Here is a 16,056-nt window from a genome sequence, read left to right on the forward strand (position 1 = left end):
GGCGACGTCGGCGGTCGGCCGCACCATGGCCGGGAGGGGAAATCACCGGTTCCGGGTCAGAGTGCGTGTACGGGGCACTCGACGCGTACCGTGGCAGATGGAGGACCCCATGGGATTCGCCGACGATCATCTGATTGCGCTGGTCGACGAAGGCCTCGGCAACAGCGCCTATCTCGTCGACCTCGGCGACGGGCGTGCCCTGGCCGTGGACGTGAGCCGGGATCTGCGCGCCGTGCGTGCCGAGTCGCAGCGGCGTGGGCTGGCGATCGCCTTCGCCGCCGACACCCACCTGCACGCGGACTTCCTGACCGGAGCGCTTCAGCTGGCGGCCGACGACGGGGCGAGGGTGCTGGCGTCCGCCGCCGGGCAGCGCGACTTCGGACATCGGGGCCTGACCGACGGCGACGAGGTGGACCTGGGCGGGCTGACCCTGCGTGCGCTGGCCACCCCCGGTCACACGGACGAGCACCTTGCCTTCCTGCTCCTCGACGGCGAACGGGAGTTGGGGGTCTTCAGCGGCGGTTCGCTGATCGTCGGCTCGGTCGCCCGCACGGACCTGCTCGGGGCGGACCGCGCCGAGGAACTCGCCCGCGCCCAGTACCGCTCCCTCCACCGTCTGGCCCGGCTGCCCGACGCGACGGCGGTGTGGCCGACCCACGGCGCCGGTTCCTTCTGCTCGGCTCCGCAGGGCGCCGAGCGCACCACCACCATCGGCGCCGAGAGGCGGTCCAACGACCTGCTCACCGCGCCGGACGAGGACAGCTTCGTGCGGCAGTTGCTCGGCGGCCTCGGGTCCTACCCCGCCTACTTCGACCGGCTGGCCGAGGTCAACCGGCGGGGCCCTGAGGTCCTCGCCGCGGCGCCCTCGCTGCCGGGACTCTCCGCGTCCGACGTACGCCAACTGCTCGGCCTGGGCGCGCAGATCGTCGACGTACGACCGGTCGAGGACTTCGCCGCCGGCCACGTCCCCGGCGCCCTCTCCATCCATCTGCGTGACCAGTTCGCCGTCTGGCTCGGCTGGCTGCTGCCCGAGGGCGCGCCGCTCGTCTTCGTCACCGCGCCCGGCCAGGATCTGGCCGGGCTCACCTGGCAGGCCCTGAAGATCGGGCACGACCGGCTGCACGGGCACCTGACCATGGACGCCTGGACGGCCGACGGGGGCGAGCGGGAGAGCGTGGAGTTCGTGGCGGCCGACGGCGTAGGCGGCCGTCCCGTCCTGGACGTCCGCCAGCAGTCCGAGTGGGACGCCGGGCACATTCCCGACGCCGTCGGCATCGAACTCGGCGCCCTGCCCACCCGTACGGACGAGGCACCGAGGAGCCCGGTGGTGCACTGCACCCGCGGCGAACGCGCGATGACCGCCGCCAGCGTCCTCCAACGCGAGGGCCACACGAACGTGTCGGTCCTCAAGGGCGGCCCGACCGACTGGTCGAGGGCCACAGACCGCCCGTTGCAGACCAGCGCATGACGACACCCGTCACCACCACCCCACCTCCTAGGGGCGCGGGGAACTGCGCGACCAGCCACGACGCACCCGCAGGCGCCCGGCAACCCGGTGCGGCACCACCGCGTGGCGACCCCGGCGGAGCGTCACAGCTCCGCCCGAAACGCCGCCGGCGTCGTCTCCGTGTGCTGATGGAAGAACTTGGAGAAGTTCGCGGCGTCCGGAAAGCCGACCGCCGCCCCGACCCGGCCGATCGGCATCTCCGTATGGGCCAGCAGCCGCTTCGCCTCCAGGATCACGCGCTTGTCGATGAAGCCCTTGGGCGTCTCTCCGGTTGCGGCCCGGACTGCGCGCACGAGGGTGCGGCGCGAGTAGCCGAGCTGGTCGGCATAGGCACTGACGCTGTGGTTGGTGGCGAAACCCCGCTCCACCGCGTCGCGGAAGAGGGTGAACGTCGTGCCGCCCTGCCGCCGCTCGGCCTCGGCCGAGCTCGCCGCGAGGTGGGCGAGGCGCAGGAGGAATGCCGTGAGGGAGTGACGCAGCACTGACGTGTGCAGGCTCAGGGGGAGGGTCGTCGTGTCCTGGTACTCGCGCCGCAGGTGGGCGAGGGCCGAACGCAGGGCACCGAGTTGGGCCTCGTCGGGGTGGAGCAGGGGCGGGAGGTCGTAGCGGTACAGGCCGGTGGCCTCGACCGTGGCGCGGGGCAGGAAGCCCGGTTGCATGGTCAGGACGGTGCCCCGGTAGGCGCCGGTCGTCGCGAAGCGGTGGACCTGGCCGGGGCGGATCCACAGCAGATCGCCGGCCTGCGCCTCGTACTCGGCGAAGTCGATCATGTGGCGAACGGGGCCCTCGTCGAAGAGCATCACGACGTGGAAGTCGATGCGATGCACCCGCTCCAGCGGTGTGTCGGCGGCGTGCCAGGTACGGCCGGCGCCCATCGGGCCGACCTGCATGCCGACTCCGAGGACGCTCAGATCGACCGGGAACGGAAACGTCCGTATCGCCTGGCCGCCTTGGGCCCTTGTGTCCACCATGTCCGTCTCGTGCCGTCTCAGTCGTGCGAGGGGCGCGCTCAGCCGTGCGCGGCGCTCGTCGCGGTGTCCCACTTTCACCACAGCCTGGCACACCCCGACCTTCCCTAGTAAAAGTCAGACTTTTAGTTTTGAACGCGTTGGACCAGCCACTTCGCTCCGATCGAGGACTTTTTGAAGATGAGCACGCAGACACCGGACAGCTTCGAATGGACCGAACTCGACCGGCGTGCCGTCGACACCGCCCGCCTTTTGGCGGCGGATGCCGTGCAGCGAGTCGGTAACGGCCACCCGGGCACCGCCATGAGCCTCGCCCCGGCCGCGTACACGATCTTTCAGAAGGTGATGCGTCACGACCCCGCCGACCCCGAGTGGACCGGCCGGGACCGTTTCGTCCTCTCCCCCGGCCACACCTCGCTGACCCTCTACACCCAGCTGTTCCTCGCCGGCTACGAGCTGGAGCTCGACGACCTCAAGTCCTTCCGGACCCAGGGTTCGAAGACACCGGGTCACCCCGAGTACGGCCACACTGCGGGCGTCGAGACGACGACCGGCCCACTGGGCCAGGGGGCCGCCAACGCGGTCGGCATGGCGATGGCCGCCCGTTACGAGCGCGGTCTGTTCGACCCGGACGCGCCAAAGGGCGAGTCCCCGTTCGACCACACCATCTGGGCGATCGTCTCCGACGGCGACCTGGAGGAGGGCGTGGCCGCCGAGGCCTCCTCCCTCGCCGGCCACCAGAAGCTCGGCAACCTGGTCTTCCTGTACGACGACAACCACATCTCCATCGAGGGCGACACCGCGACCGCCTTCTCCGAGGACGTGCTGAAGCGCTACGAGGCCTACGGCTGGCACGTGCAGCGGATCGAGCCCTCGCTGGGCGGTGACATCGACGTCCACGCGCTGTACGCGGCGCTGAGGGCCGCGCAGGCCGAGACCGAGCGCCCCTCGATCATCGCGATGCGCACGATCATCGCCTGGCCCGCCCCGAACGCGCAGAACACCGAGGCCTCCCACGGCTCCGCCCTCGGCCCCGACGAGATCGCCGCCACCAAGCGCATCCTCGGCTTCGACCCCGAGCAGTCCTTCCAGGTCCCGGCCGAAGTCCTCGCCCACGCCCGCCGCGCCCTGGACCGGGGCGCCGAGGCCCATGCCGCCTGGGACAAGCAGCTCGGCACGTGGCGCGCGGCCAGCCCCGAGCGTGCCCGGCTCTTCGACCGGATCGTCGCCGGGCAGCTGCCCGAGGGCTGGGAGTCAACGGTCCCGGTCTTCGAGGAGGGCAAGTCGGTCGCCACCCGGGCCGCCTCCGGCAAGGTGCTCCAGGCCCTCGGCACGGTCGTCCCCGAGCTGTGGGGCGGCTCGGCCGACCTGGCCGGCTCCAACAACACCACCATCGACAAGGCGAGTTCCTTCCTGCCGAAGGGCAACCCGCTGCCCGAGGCCGACCCCTACGGCCGTACGGTCCACTTCGGCATCCGCGAGTTCTCGATGGCCGCGGAGATGAACGGCATCGCCCTGCACGGCAACACCCGTATCTACGGCGGCACCTTCCTGGTGTTCTCGGACTACATGCGCAACGCCGTCCGTATGTCGGCCCTGATGCAGCTGCCGGTGACGTACGTCTGGACGCACGACTCGATCGGCCTCGGCGAGGACGGCCCCACCCACCAGCCGGTCGAGCACCTTGCCTCGCTGCGCGCGATCCCGGGCCTGAACGTCGTGCGCCCCGCCGACGCCAACGAGACCGCCATCGCCTGGGCCGAGATCCTCGAGCGGCACTCCACCAACCCCGCCCCGCACGGACTTGCGCTCACCCGCCAGGGCGTGCCGACGTACGCTCCCAACGCCGATGCGGCGAAGGGTGGTTACGTCCTGCGGGAGTCCTCCACCCAGACGCCCGAGGTGATCCTCATCGCCACCGGTTCCGAGGTCCAGCTCGCCGTCGCCGCGCGGGAGCGGTTGGAGGCCGACGGGATCGGTACCCGTGTCGTCTCGATGCCGTCCGTGGAGTGGTTCGAGGAGCAGCCCCGTGAGTACCGCGAGAGCGTCCTGCCGCCGGCCGTGAAGGCGCGGGTCGCCGTCGAGGCCGGGATCGGGCTGACCTGGTACCGGTTCGTGGGCGACGCCGGACGCATCGTCTCCCTGGAGCACTTCGGGGCCTCCGCCGACGCGAAGACCCTGTTCGCCGAGTACGGCTTCACCCCCGAGAACGTCGCCGCCGCAGCCAGGGAATCGCTGGCCGCCGCGCGTGGTTGATCCGACCGCCAGAAAGAAGATGAACACTGTGAGCACCGAAGCCACCGCTACCGCGGGAGCCCTCGAGCGCCTCTCCGACGAAGGCGTCTCGATCTGGCTGGACGACCTGTCGCGCAAGCGGATCGAGTCGGGCAACCTGGCCGAACTGATCGCGGACAAGAACGTCGTGGGCGTCACCACCAACCCCTCCATCTTCCAGGCCGCCATCGGCTCCGGTGAGGGCTACGAGGAGCAGCTCGCCGATCTGGCGGTGCGGGGCGTGACGGTCGACGAGGCCGTGCGCATGATGACCACCGCTGACGTGCGGGCCGCCGCCGACATCCTGCGGCCCGTGTTCGACGCCACCGAGGGCCGGGACGGCCGGGTCTCCATCGAGGTCGACCCGCGGCTCGCCCACGACACGGCGGCCACGATCGCCGAGGCCCGGCAGCTGGCCTGGCTGGTCGACCGGCCAGGCGTCATGATCAAGATCCCGGCGACCAAGGCCGGGCTCCCCGCCATCACCGACGTCATCGGCCAGGGCATCAGCGTCAATGTCACGCTGATCTTCTCCCTGGAGCGCTACCGCGAGGTCATGGACGCCTACCTGGCCGGTCTGGAGAAGGCCGCAGCGAAGGGCCTGGACCTGTCCGCCATCCATTCCGTGGCGTCCTTCTTCGTGTCCCGCGTCGACAGCGAGATCGACAAGCGGCTGACGGCGATCGGCACGGACACGGCCCTCTCCCTCAAGGGCCGCGCGGCGCTCGCCAACGCGCGGCTCGCCTACGAGGCCTACGAGCATGTCTTCTCCGGTGACCGCTGGACCGCCCTCGGCGGTGCCCGGGCCAACAAGCAGCGTCCGCTGTGGGCCTCGACCGGTGTGAAGGACCCGGCGTACAAGGACACCCTGTACGTGGACGAGCTGGTCGCGCCCGGCACCGTCAACACCATGCCCGAGGCCACCTTGAACGCCACCGCCGACCACGGCCAGATCACCGGCGACACGGTGAGCGGCGGCTACGCGCAGGCCCGTGCCGACCTCGCCGCCGTGGAGGCACTCGGCATCTCCTACGACGAGGTGGTCACCCGGTTGGAGGACGAAGGCGTCGCCAAGTTCGAGGTGGCGTGGCAGGACCTGTTGGACGCCGTGCACAAGTCGCTCGGCAGCAAGGGAGCTGACGCAGAATGACCGCCGACTGGGACTGGGACTGGGACAACCCCCTGCGCGACCCGCGCGACCGCCGTCTGCCCCGTATCGCGGGCCCGTCCGGGCTCGTCATCTTCGGTGTGACCGGCGACCTGTCCCGCAAGAAGCTGATGCCGGCCGTGTACGACCTCGCCAACCGCGGCATGCTGCCGCCGGGCTTCTCACTCGTCGGGTTCGCCCGCCGGGACTGGGAGGACCAGGACTTCGCGCAGGTCGTGCACGACTCGGTGCGCGAGCACGCCCGTACGGAGTTCCGCGAGGAGGTCTGGCAGCAGCTCGCCGAGGGCATGCGGTTCATCCCGGGTGACTTCGACGACGACGAGGCGTTCAAGCAGCTGCGCCAGACGGTCGACGAGCTGGACACGGCCCGCGGTACGAGCGGCAACTACGCCTTCTACCTCTCCGTACCGCCGAAGTTCTTCCCGAAGGTCGTGCAGCAGCTGAAGAAGCACGGCCTGGCGGACGCCCCGGAGGGGTCCTGGCGGCGGGCGGTCATCGAGAAGCCGTTCGGGTCCGACCTCGCGAGCGCCCGGGAGCTGAACGCGATCGTGCACGACGTGTTCGACCCGGAGCAGGTCTTCCGGATCGACCACTACCTGGGCAAGGAGACCGTCCAGAACATCCTGGCGCTGCGGTTCGCCAACCAGATGTTCGAGCCGATCTGGAACCGGTCGTATGTCGACCATGTGCAGATCACGATGGCCGAGGACATCGGCATCGGCGGCCGGGCGGGCTACTACGACGGCATCGGCTCGGCGCGTGACGTCATCCAGAACCACCTGCTGCAGCTGATGGCGCTGACCGCCATGGAGGAGCCGGCCGCCTTCGACGCCGGGTCGCTGCTCACCGAGAAGCTGAAGGTGCTCAAGGCGGTCAAGCTGCCGGAGGACCTGGGCAGGCACACCGTGCGCGGGCAGTACGCGGCAAGCTGGCAGGGCGGCGAGCAGGTCGTCGGGTACCTCCAGGAGGACGGCATCGACGCGCGGTCGAAGACCGACACGTACGCCGCCGTCAGGCTGAACGTCGACAACCGGCGCTGGGCGGGCGTGCCGTTCTACCTGCGCACCGGAAAGCGGCTCGGGCGGCGGGTCACCGAGATCGCGGTCGTCTTCCAGCGGGCGCCGCACTCCCCGTTCGACTCGACCGCCACCGAGGAGCTCGGCCAGAACGCCATCGTCATCCGCGTCCAGCCGGACGAGGGCGTGACGGTGCGGTTCGGCTCCAAGGTGCCGGGCACGTCGATGGAGATCCGGGACGTGACGATGGACTTCGCGTACGGCGAGTCGTTCACGGAGTCCAGCCCGGAGGCCTACGAGCGGCTCATCCTGGATGTCCTCCTCGGTGACGCCAATTTGTTCCCCCGTCACCAGGAAGTGGAAGAGTCCTGGAAGATCCTCGACCCGATCGAGGAGTACTGGGACACGCACGGCAAGCCGGCGCAGTACGCGTCCGGGAGCTGGGGACCCGAGGAAGCCGACGAGATGCTCGCACGAGACGGACGGAGCTGGCGCAGGCCATGAAGATCGACCTGAGCGACACCACGGCAAGCAAGATCAACAAGGCTCTGGTGAAGGGCCGCCGCGCGATCGGCACGCCGGCCGTGGGCATGGTCCTGACGATGGTCATCGTCACGGACGAGGAGAACGCCTACGACTCGATCAAGGCGGCCGAGGAGGCCTCCCACGAGCACCCGGCGCGCACCCTGGTGGTCATCAAGCGGCACGCCCGCACCCCGCGCGACCGCACCCGCTCGCACCTGGACGCCGAGGTCCGGGTGGGCGCCGACGCCGGCACCGGTGAGACGGTCGTGCTGCGCATGTACGGCGAGGTGTCCGACCACGCCGACTCGGTGGTGCTGCCGCTGCTGCTGCCGGACGCGCCGGTCGTGGTGTGGTGGCCGGTGGAGGCGCCGGAGAACCCGGCGAAGGATCCGCTGGGGGCGCTGGCACAGCGCCGGATCACCGATCTCTACACCACCGAGAACCCGCAGGCCGAGCTGGAGGCCCGCGCGCGCTCCTACGCGCCCGGCGACACCGACCTCGCCTGGACCCGGCTCACCCCGTGGCGCTCCATGCTCGCCGCGGCCCTGGACCAGGCCCGGATGCCGATCATCTCGGCGGCCGTGGAGGCCGAGGCCGACAACCCCGCCGCCGAACTGCTGGCCCGCTGGCTGGAGGCCCGCCTCCACGTCACCGCCGACCGGGTCGTCACCGCCGGTCCGGTCGTCACCGGCGTGCGCCTGGGCACCGAGAACGGCGAGATCGTCATCGACCGCCCCGAGGGCCCGCTGGCCACCCTGACCCTGCCGGACCAGCCGCCGCGCACCCTCGCGCTGAAGGTCCGCACCACCTCCGAACTCATCGCCGAGGAGCTCAGGCGCCTCGACGCGGACGAGATGTACGCCGTCGCCCTGCGGGGCGAGGCCACCAAGGAGACCCCTGACCATGTCTGACCCGCTGTCCGACACACCCCGGCTCACCCAGCGCCCCGAATGGACGGCTCTGGAGGACCACCGCGAGGACGCGCTGCAGCGCCCGCGGCTGCGTGAGCTGTTCGCGGCCGACCCGTCCCGCGCCGAGCGGTACGTGGTTCGCGTCGGTGATCTGCGCATCGACTACTCCAAGCACCTGATCAACGACGAGACGCTCGCCCTGCTCCAGGAACTGGCTGCCGCCACCGAGGTGTTCGGGCTGCGCGACGCGATGTTCCGCGGCGAGAGGATCAACGTCACCGAGGACCGGGCGGTGCTGCACACCGCGCTGCGGGCGCCGCGGGACGCGGTGATCGAGGTGGACGGCGACAACGTCGTGCCCAAGGTGCACGCGGTGCTCGACAAGATGAGCGACTTCGCCGAGCGCGTCCGCTCCGGCGCCTGGACCGGCCACACCGGGCGCCGGATCCGCAACGTCGTCAACATCGGCATCGGGGGCTCCGACCTCGGTCCGGCGATGGCGTACGACGCTCTTCGCCCGTTCACCGCACGGGAGTTGACGTTCCGGTTCGTGTCGAACGTCGACGGCGCCGACCTGCACGAGGCGGTGCGGGACCTGGACCCCGCGGAGACCCTGTTCATCGTCGCGTCCAAGACGTTCACCACGATCGAGACGATCACCAACGCCACGTCGGCCCGTTCCTGGCTGCTGGCCGGGCTCGGCGGCGAGGACAAGGCGGTCGCCAAGCACTTCGTCGCGCTGTCGACCAACGCCGAGAAGGTCACGGACTTCGGCATCGACCCGGACAACATGTTCGAGTTCTGGGACTGGGTCGGCGGCCGCTACTCCTACGACTCGGCGATCGGCCTGTCCCTGATGATCGCCATCGGGCCGGACCGCTTCCGGGAGATGCTCGACGGCTTCCACACCGTCGACGAGCACTTCCGCACCGCACCCGCCGAGGCCAACGCCCCGTTGATCATGGGTCTGTTGGGCATCTGGTACGGGAACTTCTGCGCCGCCGAGTCCCATGCGGTGCTGCCGTACTCGCACTACCTGTCGAAGTTCACGGCCTATCTCCAGCAGCTGGACATGGAGTCCAACGGCAAGTCGGTGGACCGGGACGGCGAGGTCGTGGGCTGGACGACCGGACCGGTGGTCTGGGGCACACCCGGCACCAACGGGCAGCACGCCTACTACCAGCTGATCCACCAGGGCACCCGCCTGATCCCGGCCGACCTGATCGGCTTCGCCCGGCCCGTCGCCGAACTGAGCGACGAGCTCAAGGCGCAGCACGACCTGTTGATGGCGAACCTCTTCGCCCAGGGCCAGGCGCTCGCCTTCGGCAAGACCGCGGACGAGGTGCGCGCCGAGGGCGTGCCCGAGGAGCAGGTCCCGCACCGCACCTTCCTCGGCAACCACCCCACCACCACGATCCTCGCCCCCGAGCTGACCCCCTCGGTCCTCGGCCAGCTGGTCGCCCTCTACGAGCACAAGGTGTTCGTCCAGGGCGCCGTCTGGAACATCGACTCCTTCGACCAGTGGGGCGTCGAGCTGGGCAAGGTCCTCGCCAAGCGCGTCGAGCCCGCCCTCACCGAAGGGGCCGAGGTCCCGGGTCTCGATCCCTCCACGGCCGCCCTCGTGGCCGCGTACCGCTCGCTCAAGAACGCATCGGACGCGCAGGGCGTCCAGGAGGAAGTGAACTGACATGCAGATCGGTCTTGTGGGTCTCGGCAAGATGGGCGGCAACATGCGCGAGCGCCTGCGCAACGCCGGCCACACCGTCGTCGGCTACGACACCAATCCCGAACTGTCCGACGTCGCGAGCCTGGCCGACCTCGTCGACCAGCTCGACGCGCCACGCACGGTCTGGGTCATGGTCCCGGCCGGCCACGTCACCCAGCTCGTGATCGACCAGCTGGGGAGCCTCCTCAAGCCGTACGACACGGTGGTCGACGGGGGCAACTCCCGCTGGACGGACGACGAGAAGCACGCCAAGGAACTGGGCGCGCACGGCATCGGCTTCGTCGACGCGGGCGTCTCCGGCGGCGTGTGGGGTCTGAAGAACGGCTACGCCCTGATGGTCGGCGGCGAGAAGGAGTACGTCGACCGGCTCAAGCCGATCTTCGAGGCGCTCAAGCCGGAGGGGCCGTACGGCTACGTCCACGCGGGCAAGGTGGGCGCCGGGCACTTCGCGAAGATGGTCCACAACGGCATCGAGTACGCCATGATGCAGGCCTATGCCGAGGGCTGGGAGCTGCTGGAGAAGGTCGAGTCGGTGGACAACGTCCGGGAGGTCTTCCGCTCCTGGCAGGACGGCACGGTCATCCGCTCCTGGCTGCTGGACCTTGCGGTGAACGCCCTCGACGAGGACGAGCACCTGGAGAAGCTGAAGGGCTTCGCGCAGGACTCCGGCGAGGGCCGCTGGACCGTCGAGGCGGCCCTCGACCACGCCGTGCCGCTGCCGGCGATCACCACCTCGCTGTTCGCGCGGTTCGCGTCCCGCCAGGACGACTCCCCGCAGATGAAGATGATCGCGGCGCTGCGCAACCAGTTCGGCGGCCACGCCGTCGAGCCGAAGGAGTAGTCAGCCGTGGGGGATCTCCTACTGGTCCGCCACGGTGAGACGGAGTGGAGCAGGTCGGGACAGCACACCAGCTGGACCGACCTGCCCCTCACCCAGGACGGCGAGGAACAGGCCAAGTCCCTGGCTCCGCTGCTGTCCGGCCGGACCTTCTCACTCGCGCTGACCAGCCCGCTGCGCCGGGCGGTCCGCACGGCCGAACTGGCGGGCGTGACGGGGGCCGTACCGGAACCCGATCTGCGTGAGTGGGACTACGGCGGCTACGAGGGCGTCACCACCGTGGACATCCACCGCGCCCGCCCCGACTGGTACCTGTGGACCGACGGAGTGCCGCCCGGACCGGACGGTCACCCCGGGGAGTCACCGGCGCAGGTGGGGGCACGCGCCGACCGGGTGCTGGCCCGGGCGGACGTGGCGCTGCTGGACGGCGATGTCATCCTCGTGGCGCACGGTCACTTCCTGCGTGTCGTCACGGCCCGGCGACTGGGCCTCGCACCGGCGGACGGGCGGCTGTTCCAGCTGGCGACGGGCACGGTGAGCCGCCTGTCGACGGAGCACGGCCGGCCCGTGATCGCGGAGTGGAACACCCGGCCCTAGGCCGACGCAGGGTCCGGGCCGCGTCCGCGACGGGCGTCAACCCCGCGTCAACTGCGGATGCGGCCCGGTGGGGTAACTGGGATGCTGGGGTCCCCGTACGCAGTCGTACGAAGGAAGACCTCCGATGGCCGAGTCCGGGCAGCACGAGCAGCGCTACGAACGGTACGAGGGCGGCAGCCCCGAGGCGGAACGCCTGATGTTCGAGCGGCTGGCGCGTGAGCTGATGGACGTGCAGGTCAAGAACCGGCGGGCCGGGGGCGGCGACGTCACCCGCACCTTCCACGCCAAGGCGCCGGTGGCCGTGGAGAACGCGCGGCTGCGCTTCCACGACGACCTCCCGGCAGCGCTGCGCGTGGGCTTCGCCCAGCCCGGCGCCGAGTATCAGGCGACCGTACGGCTGTCCAACGCGAGCGGCATCCGGCAGGGCGACGGCTCGCCGGATCTGCGGGGGGCGGCCGTGCGGGTGCGGGTGTCGGAGGAGGAGAGCCACGATCTGCTGGCGACCAGCCATCCCGTCTCGCACGCCCGCAATGCCCGGGAGTTCGTGGCCTTCGCCAAGGCGATGGCCGGCGCCCGCGGTCCGGTGCGGAAGGCGTTCGGGCTGTTCGTGAAGCTGCCGCTCGCCGTGGGGCTCGGCACCGCCAGCCGGATGCGGCGCAATGTGCAGACGGCTGCCCGGCGCACCGTCGACTCGCTGGCCTACGAGACGTACTGGAGCCGGGGCGCGATGCTGTGGGGCGACGCGGGGCCGGTGCGGTTCCTGTTCCGGCCCGCGCCCGGCACCCCGCCGGGGCCCGCGCCGGACCGCCGCGACCCGGACTTCCTGCACCGTGAGTTCGCGCGCCGGCTGGCGCTGGGCTCCGTCGAGTACGACCTGTGCGTACAGCGGTTCGTGGACGAGCGGCACACGCCGGTCGAGGACGCCTCGGTGGAGTGGGCGGACGGGGTGGCGCCCGCGCTTCCCGTCGCCCGGCTCACGATCCCGGGCCAGGACCTGGACTCCGCCGAGGCGCGTGCGATCGCCCGCCGCGTCGAGGACCTGAGCTTCAACCCCTGGTACACCACCGAGGAGTTCAGGCCGCTCGGCAACATCAACCGGGCCCGCAAGGCCGCGTACCAGGCGTCGAGCGCGCACCGGCTCGGACTGCGGTTCGTCACCGAGGAGCCGGCCCGCAACAAGGTCCTCGGCCGTCCCGTCGAAGCGGCTTTCGCGCTGCTCAACCGGTATGTGCCCTGGCACCGGCTGCCGACGCGGCTGAGCCTGCTGAACCTGGTGTTCCTGCGCAAGGTGCTGCGCCGGCTGAACCTGATCGACACCGAGCCGCGCGAGGCGCCGCCCGCCGCCCAGCCGGTGCCCCCGCCGATCCCGGAGCGGCTGCGCGGCGAGCGGTCGTACGACGGGACGTACAACGATCTGTCGGCCCCGGGCATGGGCGCCGTCGGCGCGGCCTTCGGCCGCAATCTGGAGCCCGTCTTCCGTCCCGACCTCTTCGACACGCCGAACCCGGTCACGGTCAGCCGCCAACTCCTTTACCGCGAGGAATTCCTGCCCGCGACCTCGCTGAACGTGCTGGCCGCGGCATGGATCCAGTTCCAGGTGCACGACTGGGTCAACCACCGCCGCCACAGGCCTTCGCAGCGCAGTGTCGAGGTCCCGTTGCCGCCCGGCAGCGGACCGTGGCACAACACGCCCGGCGGACCCGGCGAGAACGTGATGCGGTTCGCGGAGAACCAGGGCGTCGAGGTGCCGGGCAGCCCGCCGGTCCTGTTCGCCAACACCGCCTCGCACTGGTGGGACGGCTCCGAGGTGTACGGCGCCGACGAGCACACCGCCCGCTTCCTGCGCGAGGCCGAGGGCCGCGCCGAACTCCGCCTGGAGGACGGCTACTTGCCGAACAGCGGCAACGGCGGGATTCCGTTGACGGGCTTCAACGACAGCTGGTGGATGGGCCTCAGCGCCATGCACACGTTGTTCGCCCGCGAGCACAACGCGGTGTGCGCCGCGCTGCGGGCCGAGTATCCGACCATGAGCGAGGAGCGGATCTACCAGCGGGCCCGCCTGGTGGTCTCGGCGCTGATCGCGAAGATCCACACGGTGGAGTGGACGCCGGCGATCCTCGCCACCGAGGCGATCGACATCGCCCTGCACACCAACTGGCAGGGCCCGCCCAGGAAGTGGCTGGACCAGCTCGGGCTGTGGCTGTTCGAGTCGCACTCGCTGACCGGTATCCCCAAGACCCTGCCGGACCACCACACCGCGCCGTACTCCCTCACCGAGGACTTCGTCACCGTCTACCGCATGCACCCGCTGATCCCGGACGACTTCGAGCTGCGTGAGCACCAACTCGGGGAGCGTCTGGAGACGGTGGGCTTCCTGGACATCCAGGGCGGCGCGGCCGAGGCGCGGATCCGCAAGACGGGGCTGGCGAACACCTTGTACTCGTTCGGCATCGCCCACCCCGGTGCGATCACTCTCCACAACTTCCCGCGCTCGTTGCAGCGGTTCGAGCGTGAGGGCGAGATCATCGACCTGTCGGTGGTGGACCTGGTCCGGACCCGGCGGCGTGGTGTTCCGCGCTACAACGACTTCCGCGAAGGGCTGCACAAGCCGCGCCTGCGTTCCTTCGAGGAGCTGACGGAGAACGCCGAGACCCTGGCGCGGCTGAAGGACGTGTACCGCTCGGTCGACGAGATCGACACCGTCGTAGGGCTGTTCGGGGAGAACCCGCCGACCGGGTTCGGCTTCAGCGACACCGCGTTCCGGGTGTTCATCCTCATGGCGAGCCGGCGTCTGCAATCAGACCGCTTCCTCACCGTCGACTACCGGCCGGAGGTCTACACGCCTCTGGGCATCGACTGGGTCGAGCGGGGCGGCCTGAACTCCGTGATCTCCCGGCACTGCCCGGAACTGGCGGCGCTGCTGCCACGCGGGGCGAGCGCGTTCGCGCCTTGGCGGACGGTGCGGCCGACGAGTGGCTCTTCCTGAACAAGCCAGGCTGAGACAGCGGCGAGTTGACAGGTTCGGCGGCCGGCGTCAGAGTCCCGGCTGATGGAGATCAACGATCTGACGCCGGCCGAGCGCGCGGTATGGGAGGCCTTTCCCAAGGGCGCGGCTGTGGACTTCCGCGACGGAGAGGGGGAGAGTCCGGCCGGGGGCGCCGACTGGGGGCCTCAACGGACCGTCCGCGCCACGGTGTTGCGCGCGCTTCTGCTCGACGGCCCGACGCGGAGCGGTGAGGTCGCCGCCCTCAAGGTGGCGGGTGCGCGGATCACCGGTGTGCTGGACCTGCGGTACGCGACGGTGGACAGCATCGTGCGTCTCAGTCACTGCCACTTCGAGGACGTACCCGATCTGTCCGGCGCCCAGCTGAAATACCTGAACCTGACCGGGTCCCAGCTGCCGGGTCTGGCGTCCGCCCGGGTCCGGGTCGACGGTGGGCTGCGGCTGATGGGCTGCCGGTTCCGGGGACCGGTACGGCTCGGCGGGGCACAGATCGCCGGGGCGCTGTATCTGGAGGGGACCGAGGTCATCGCGCCCGAGGGGACCGAGGGTCCGGTCCTCCAGCTCCACCAGGTGACCGTCGGGGAGGACCTGTGCGCGACACGGCTGCGCACGCGCGGTGAGATCCGGCTGAACGGCGCCACGATCCACGGCTCGCTCCGGCTGGAGAACGCCGAGCTCCGTCACCCCGAGGGCTTCGTCCTCAACGCCGAGGCCCTCGAAGTGGGCGCCAACGTCCTCGGCAGGCGCCTGAGCGCGCACGGCCGCATCGACCTGCGCGGCGCACGCATTCCGGGCCGGCTCGACCTGCTGTACAGCCGGCTGTCCAACCCCGGCGGCACGGCGATGCGGGCGAGCAGCTGTGTCATCGGCGAGGTCTGGATGCGCCAGGGCCCCCCGATCGAGGGCAGGCTCAACCTGCGTCGCTCCCAGATAGAACACCTCAACCTGGAGCCGGAGATGCTGCCGGACCAGGTCCGCCTCCTCGACCTCACCTACGTCTCCCTGACCCCGCACGTGCCGCCCGAGCGCCGGCTGCCCATGCTGACGCGGGACGAGGACACGTTCGACCCGCACGGGTACGAGCAGTTGACCGCCGCCTACCGCCGGATCGGCGACGACGACGGCGCCCGCCTCGTCCAGCTGGCCAAACAGCGCCGCCACCGCACCACACTCCCCTGGTACGGCCGCCTGTGGGGCCACGTCCAGGAGGCCACCGTCGGATACGGGTTCCGGCCGATGCGTGCCCTGGGCTGGCTGCTGTCGCTGCTCGCCGGGGGCTCCGTGGCCTTCGCGGTGGACACGCCGCCGCCTCTGAAGGCGGACGAGGCACCGCAGTTCAACCCGGTCTTCTACACCCTCGACCTGCTGCTGCCGGTGATCTCCTTCGGGCAGGAACCGGCCTTCGCCCCGGAGGGCGGGCAGCAGGCCCTGGCGTACGTCCTCGTCCTCACCGGCTGGATCCTCGCCACGACGGTCATCGCCGGCGTGACGCGGACCGTCAGTCGTCAGTAGGCCACCGCGG

Annotated in this window: 11 protein-coding genes; 10 read left to right on the forward strand and 1 reads right to left on the reverse strand. The window is 70.6% G+C overall.

Annotation, left to right across the window (positions count from 1 at the left end):
- The first annotated feature begins 109 nt into the window (after nucleotides 1–109).
- Nucleotides 110–1,468: a rhodanese-like domain-containing protein gene (locus ACFY5C_RS03250; protein ID WP_389439805.1), complete on the forward strand. Its 1,359-nt coding sequence runs from the start codon at nucleotides 110–112 to the stop codon at nucleotides 1,466–1,468.
- Nucleotides 1,469–1,590: 122 nt separating this feature from the next.
- On the opposite strand, the gene ACFY5C_RS03255 is transcribed toward ACFY5C_RS03250, so the two are convergent.
- Nucleotides 1,591–2,478, reverse strand: a complete 888-nt coding sequence (locus ACFY5C_RS03255) for a helix-turn-helix domain-containing protein (protein WP_389439807.1) — start codon at nucleotides 2,476–2,478, stop codon at nucleotides 1,591–1,593.
- Between the two features lie 177 nt (nucleotides 2,479–2,655).
- Between ACFY5C_RS03255 and tkt the strand changes: the two genes are divergently transcribed.
- From tkt to ACFY5C_RS03300, 9 genes are all read left to right on the forward strand, one after another.
- The gene (gene tkt / locus ACFY5C_RS03260; RefSeq protein WP_389439808.1) at nucleotides 2,656–4,731 is read left to right on the forward strand and encodes a transketolase; all 2,076 of its coding nucleotides are present in this window, start codon (nucleotides 2,656–2,658) and stop codon (nucleotides 4,729–4,731) included.
- A 19-nt stretch (nucleotides 4,732–4,750) separates the two neighbouring features.
- Nucleotides 4,751–5,899, forward strand: a complete 1,149-nt coding sequence (gene tal / locus ACFY5C_RS03265; RefSeq protein WP_389439810.1) for a transaldolase — start codon at nucleotides 4,751–4,753, stop codon at nucleotides 5,897–5,899.
- Nucleotides 5,896–7,437 carry a glucose-6-phosphate dehydrogenase gene (gene zwf / locus ACFY5C_RS03270; RefSeq protein WP_389439812.1) on the forward strand — a complete coding sequence of 514 codons (1,542 nt, stop codon included), beginning with the start codon at nucleotides 5,896–5,898 and terminating at the stop codon, nucleotides 7,435–7,437. Before tal ends, zwf begins: the two co-directional genes overlap by 4 nt.
- The gene (opcA, locus tag ACFY5C_RS03275) at nucleotides 7,434–8,369 is read left to right on the forward strand and encodes a glucose-6-phosphate dehydrogenase assembly protein OpcA (RefSeq protein ID WP_389439816.1); all 936 of its coding nucleotides are present in this window, start codon (nucleotides 7,434–7,436) and stop codon (nucleotides 8,367–8,369) included. Before zwf ends, opcA begins: the two co-directional genes overlap by 4 nt.
- Before the next feature lie 4 nt (nucleotides 8,370–8,373).
- Nucleotides 8,374–10,056 carry a glucose-6-phosphate isomerase gene (gene pgi, locus ACFY5C_RS03280; RefSeq protein ID WP_389440682.1) on the forward strand — a complete coding sequence of 561 codons (1,683 nt, stop codon included), beginning with the start codon at nucleotides 8,374–8,376 and terminating at the stop codon, nucleotides 10,054–10,056.
- Nucleotide 10,057: 1 nt separating this feature from the next.
- Entirely contained in the window at nucleotides 10,058–10,936 is an 879-nt protein-coding gene (gnd, locus tag ACFY5C_RS03285) for a phosphogluconate dehydrogenase (NAD(+)-dependent, decarboxylating) (protein ID WP_389439818.1), read from the forward strand.
- Between the two features lie 6 nt (nucleotides 10,937–10,942).
- The gene (locus ACFY5C_RS03290; RefSeq protein WP_389439820.1) at nucleotides 10,943–11,530 is read left to right on the forward strand and encodes a histidine phosphatase family protein; all 588 of its coding nucleotides are present in this window, start codon (nucleotides 10,943–10,945) and stop codon (nucleotides 11,528–11,530) included.
- A gap of 124 nt (nucleotides 11,531–11,654) precedes the next feature.
- The gene (locus ACFY5C_RS03295; protein ID WP_389439822.1) at nucleotides 11,655–14,516 is read left to right on the forward strand and encodes a peroxidase family protein; all 2,862 of its coding nucleotides are present in this window, start codon (nucleotides 11,655–11,657) and stop codon (nucleotides 14,514–14,516) included.
- A gap of 63 nt (nucleotides 14,517–14,579) precedes the next feature.
- Nucleotides 14,580–16,046: a membrane-associated oxidoreductase gene (locus ACFY5C_RS03300; RefSeq protein ID WP_389439824.1), complete on the forward strand. Its 1,467-nt coding sequence runs from the start codon at nucleotides 14,580–14,582 to the stop codon at nucleotides 16,044–16,046.
- Nucleotides 16,047–16,056: the final 10 nt, after the last annotated feature.

This window comes from Streptomyces sp. NPDC012935 (genome assembly GCF_042900345.1).
GTDB lineage: Bacteria > Actinomycetota > Actinomycetes > Streptomycetales > Streptomycetaceae > Streptomyces.

Bases quoted from the DNA above. Each gene is read 5' to 3' on its own strand.
- tal (WP_389439810.1), top strand. From the start codon at position 4,751: ATGAACACTGTGAGCACCGAAGCCACCGCTACCGCGGGAGCCCTCGAG.
- ACFY5C_RS03250 (WP_389439805.1), top strand. From the start codon at position 110: ATGGGATTCGCCGACGATCATCTGATTGCGCTGGTCGACGAAGGCCTC.
- ACFY5C_RS03300 (WP_389439824.1), top strand. From the start codon at position 14,580: ATGGAGATCAACGATCTGACGCCGGCCGAGCGCGCGGTATGGGAGGCC.
- zwf (WP_389439812.1), top strand. From the start codon at position 5,896: ATGACCGCCGACTGGGACTGGGACTGGGACAACCCCCTGCGCGACCCG.
- opcA (WP_389439816.1), top strand. From the start codon at position 7,434: ATGAAGATCGACCTGAGCGACACCACGGCAAGCAAGATCAACAAGGCT.
- gnd (WP_389439818.1), top strand. From the start codon at position 10,058: ATGCAGATCGGTCTTGTGGGTCTCGGCAAGATGGGCGGCAACATGCGC.
- tkt (WP_389439808.1), top strand. From the start codon at position 2,656: ATGAGCACGCAGACACCGGACAGCTTCGAATGGACCGAACTCGACCGG.
- ACFY5C_RS03255 (WP_389439807.1), bottom strand. From the start codon at position 2,478: ATGGTGGACACAAGGGCCCAAGGCGGCCAGGCGATACGGACGTTTCCG.
- ACFY5C_RS03295 (WP_389439822.1), top strand. From the start codon at position 11,655: ATGGCCGAGTCCGGGCAGCACGAGCAGCGCTACGAACGGTACGAGGGC.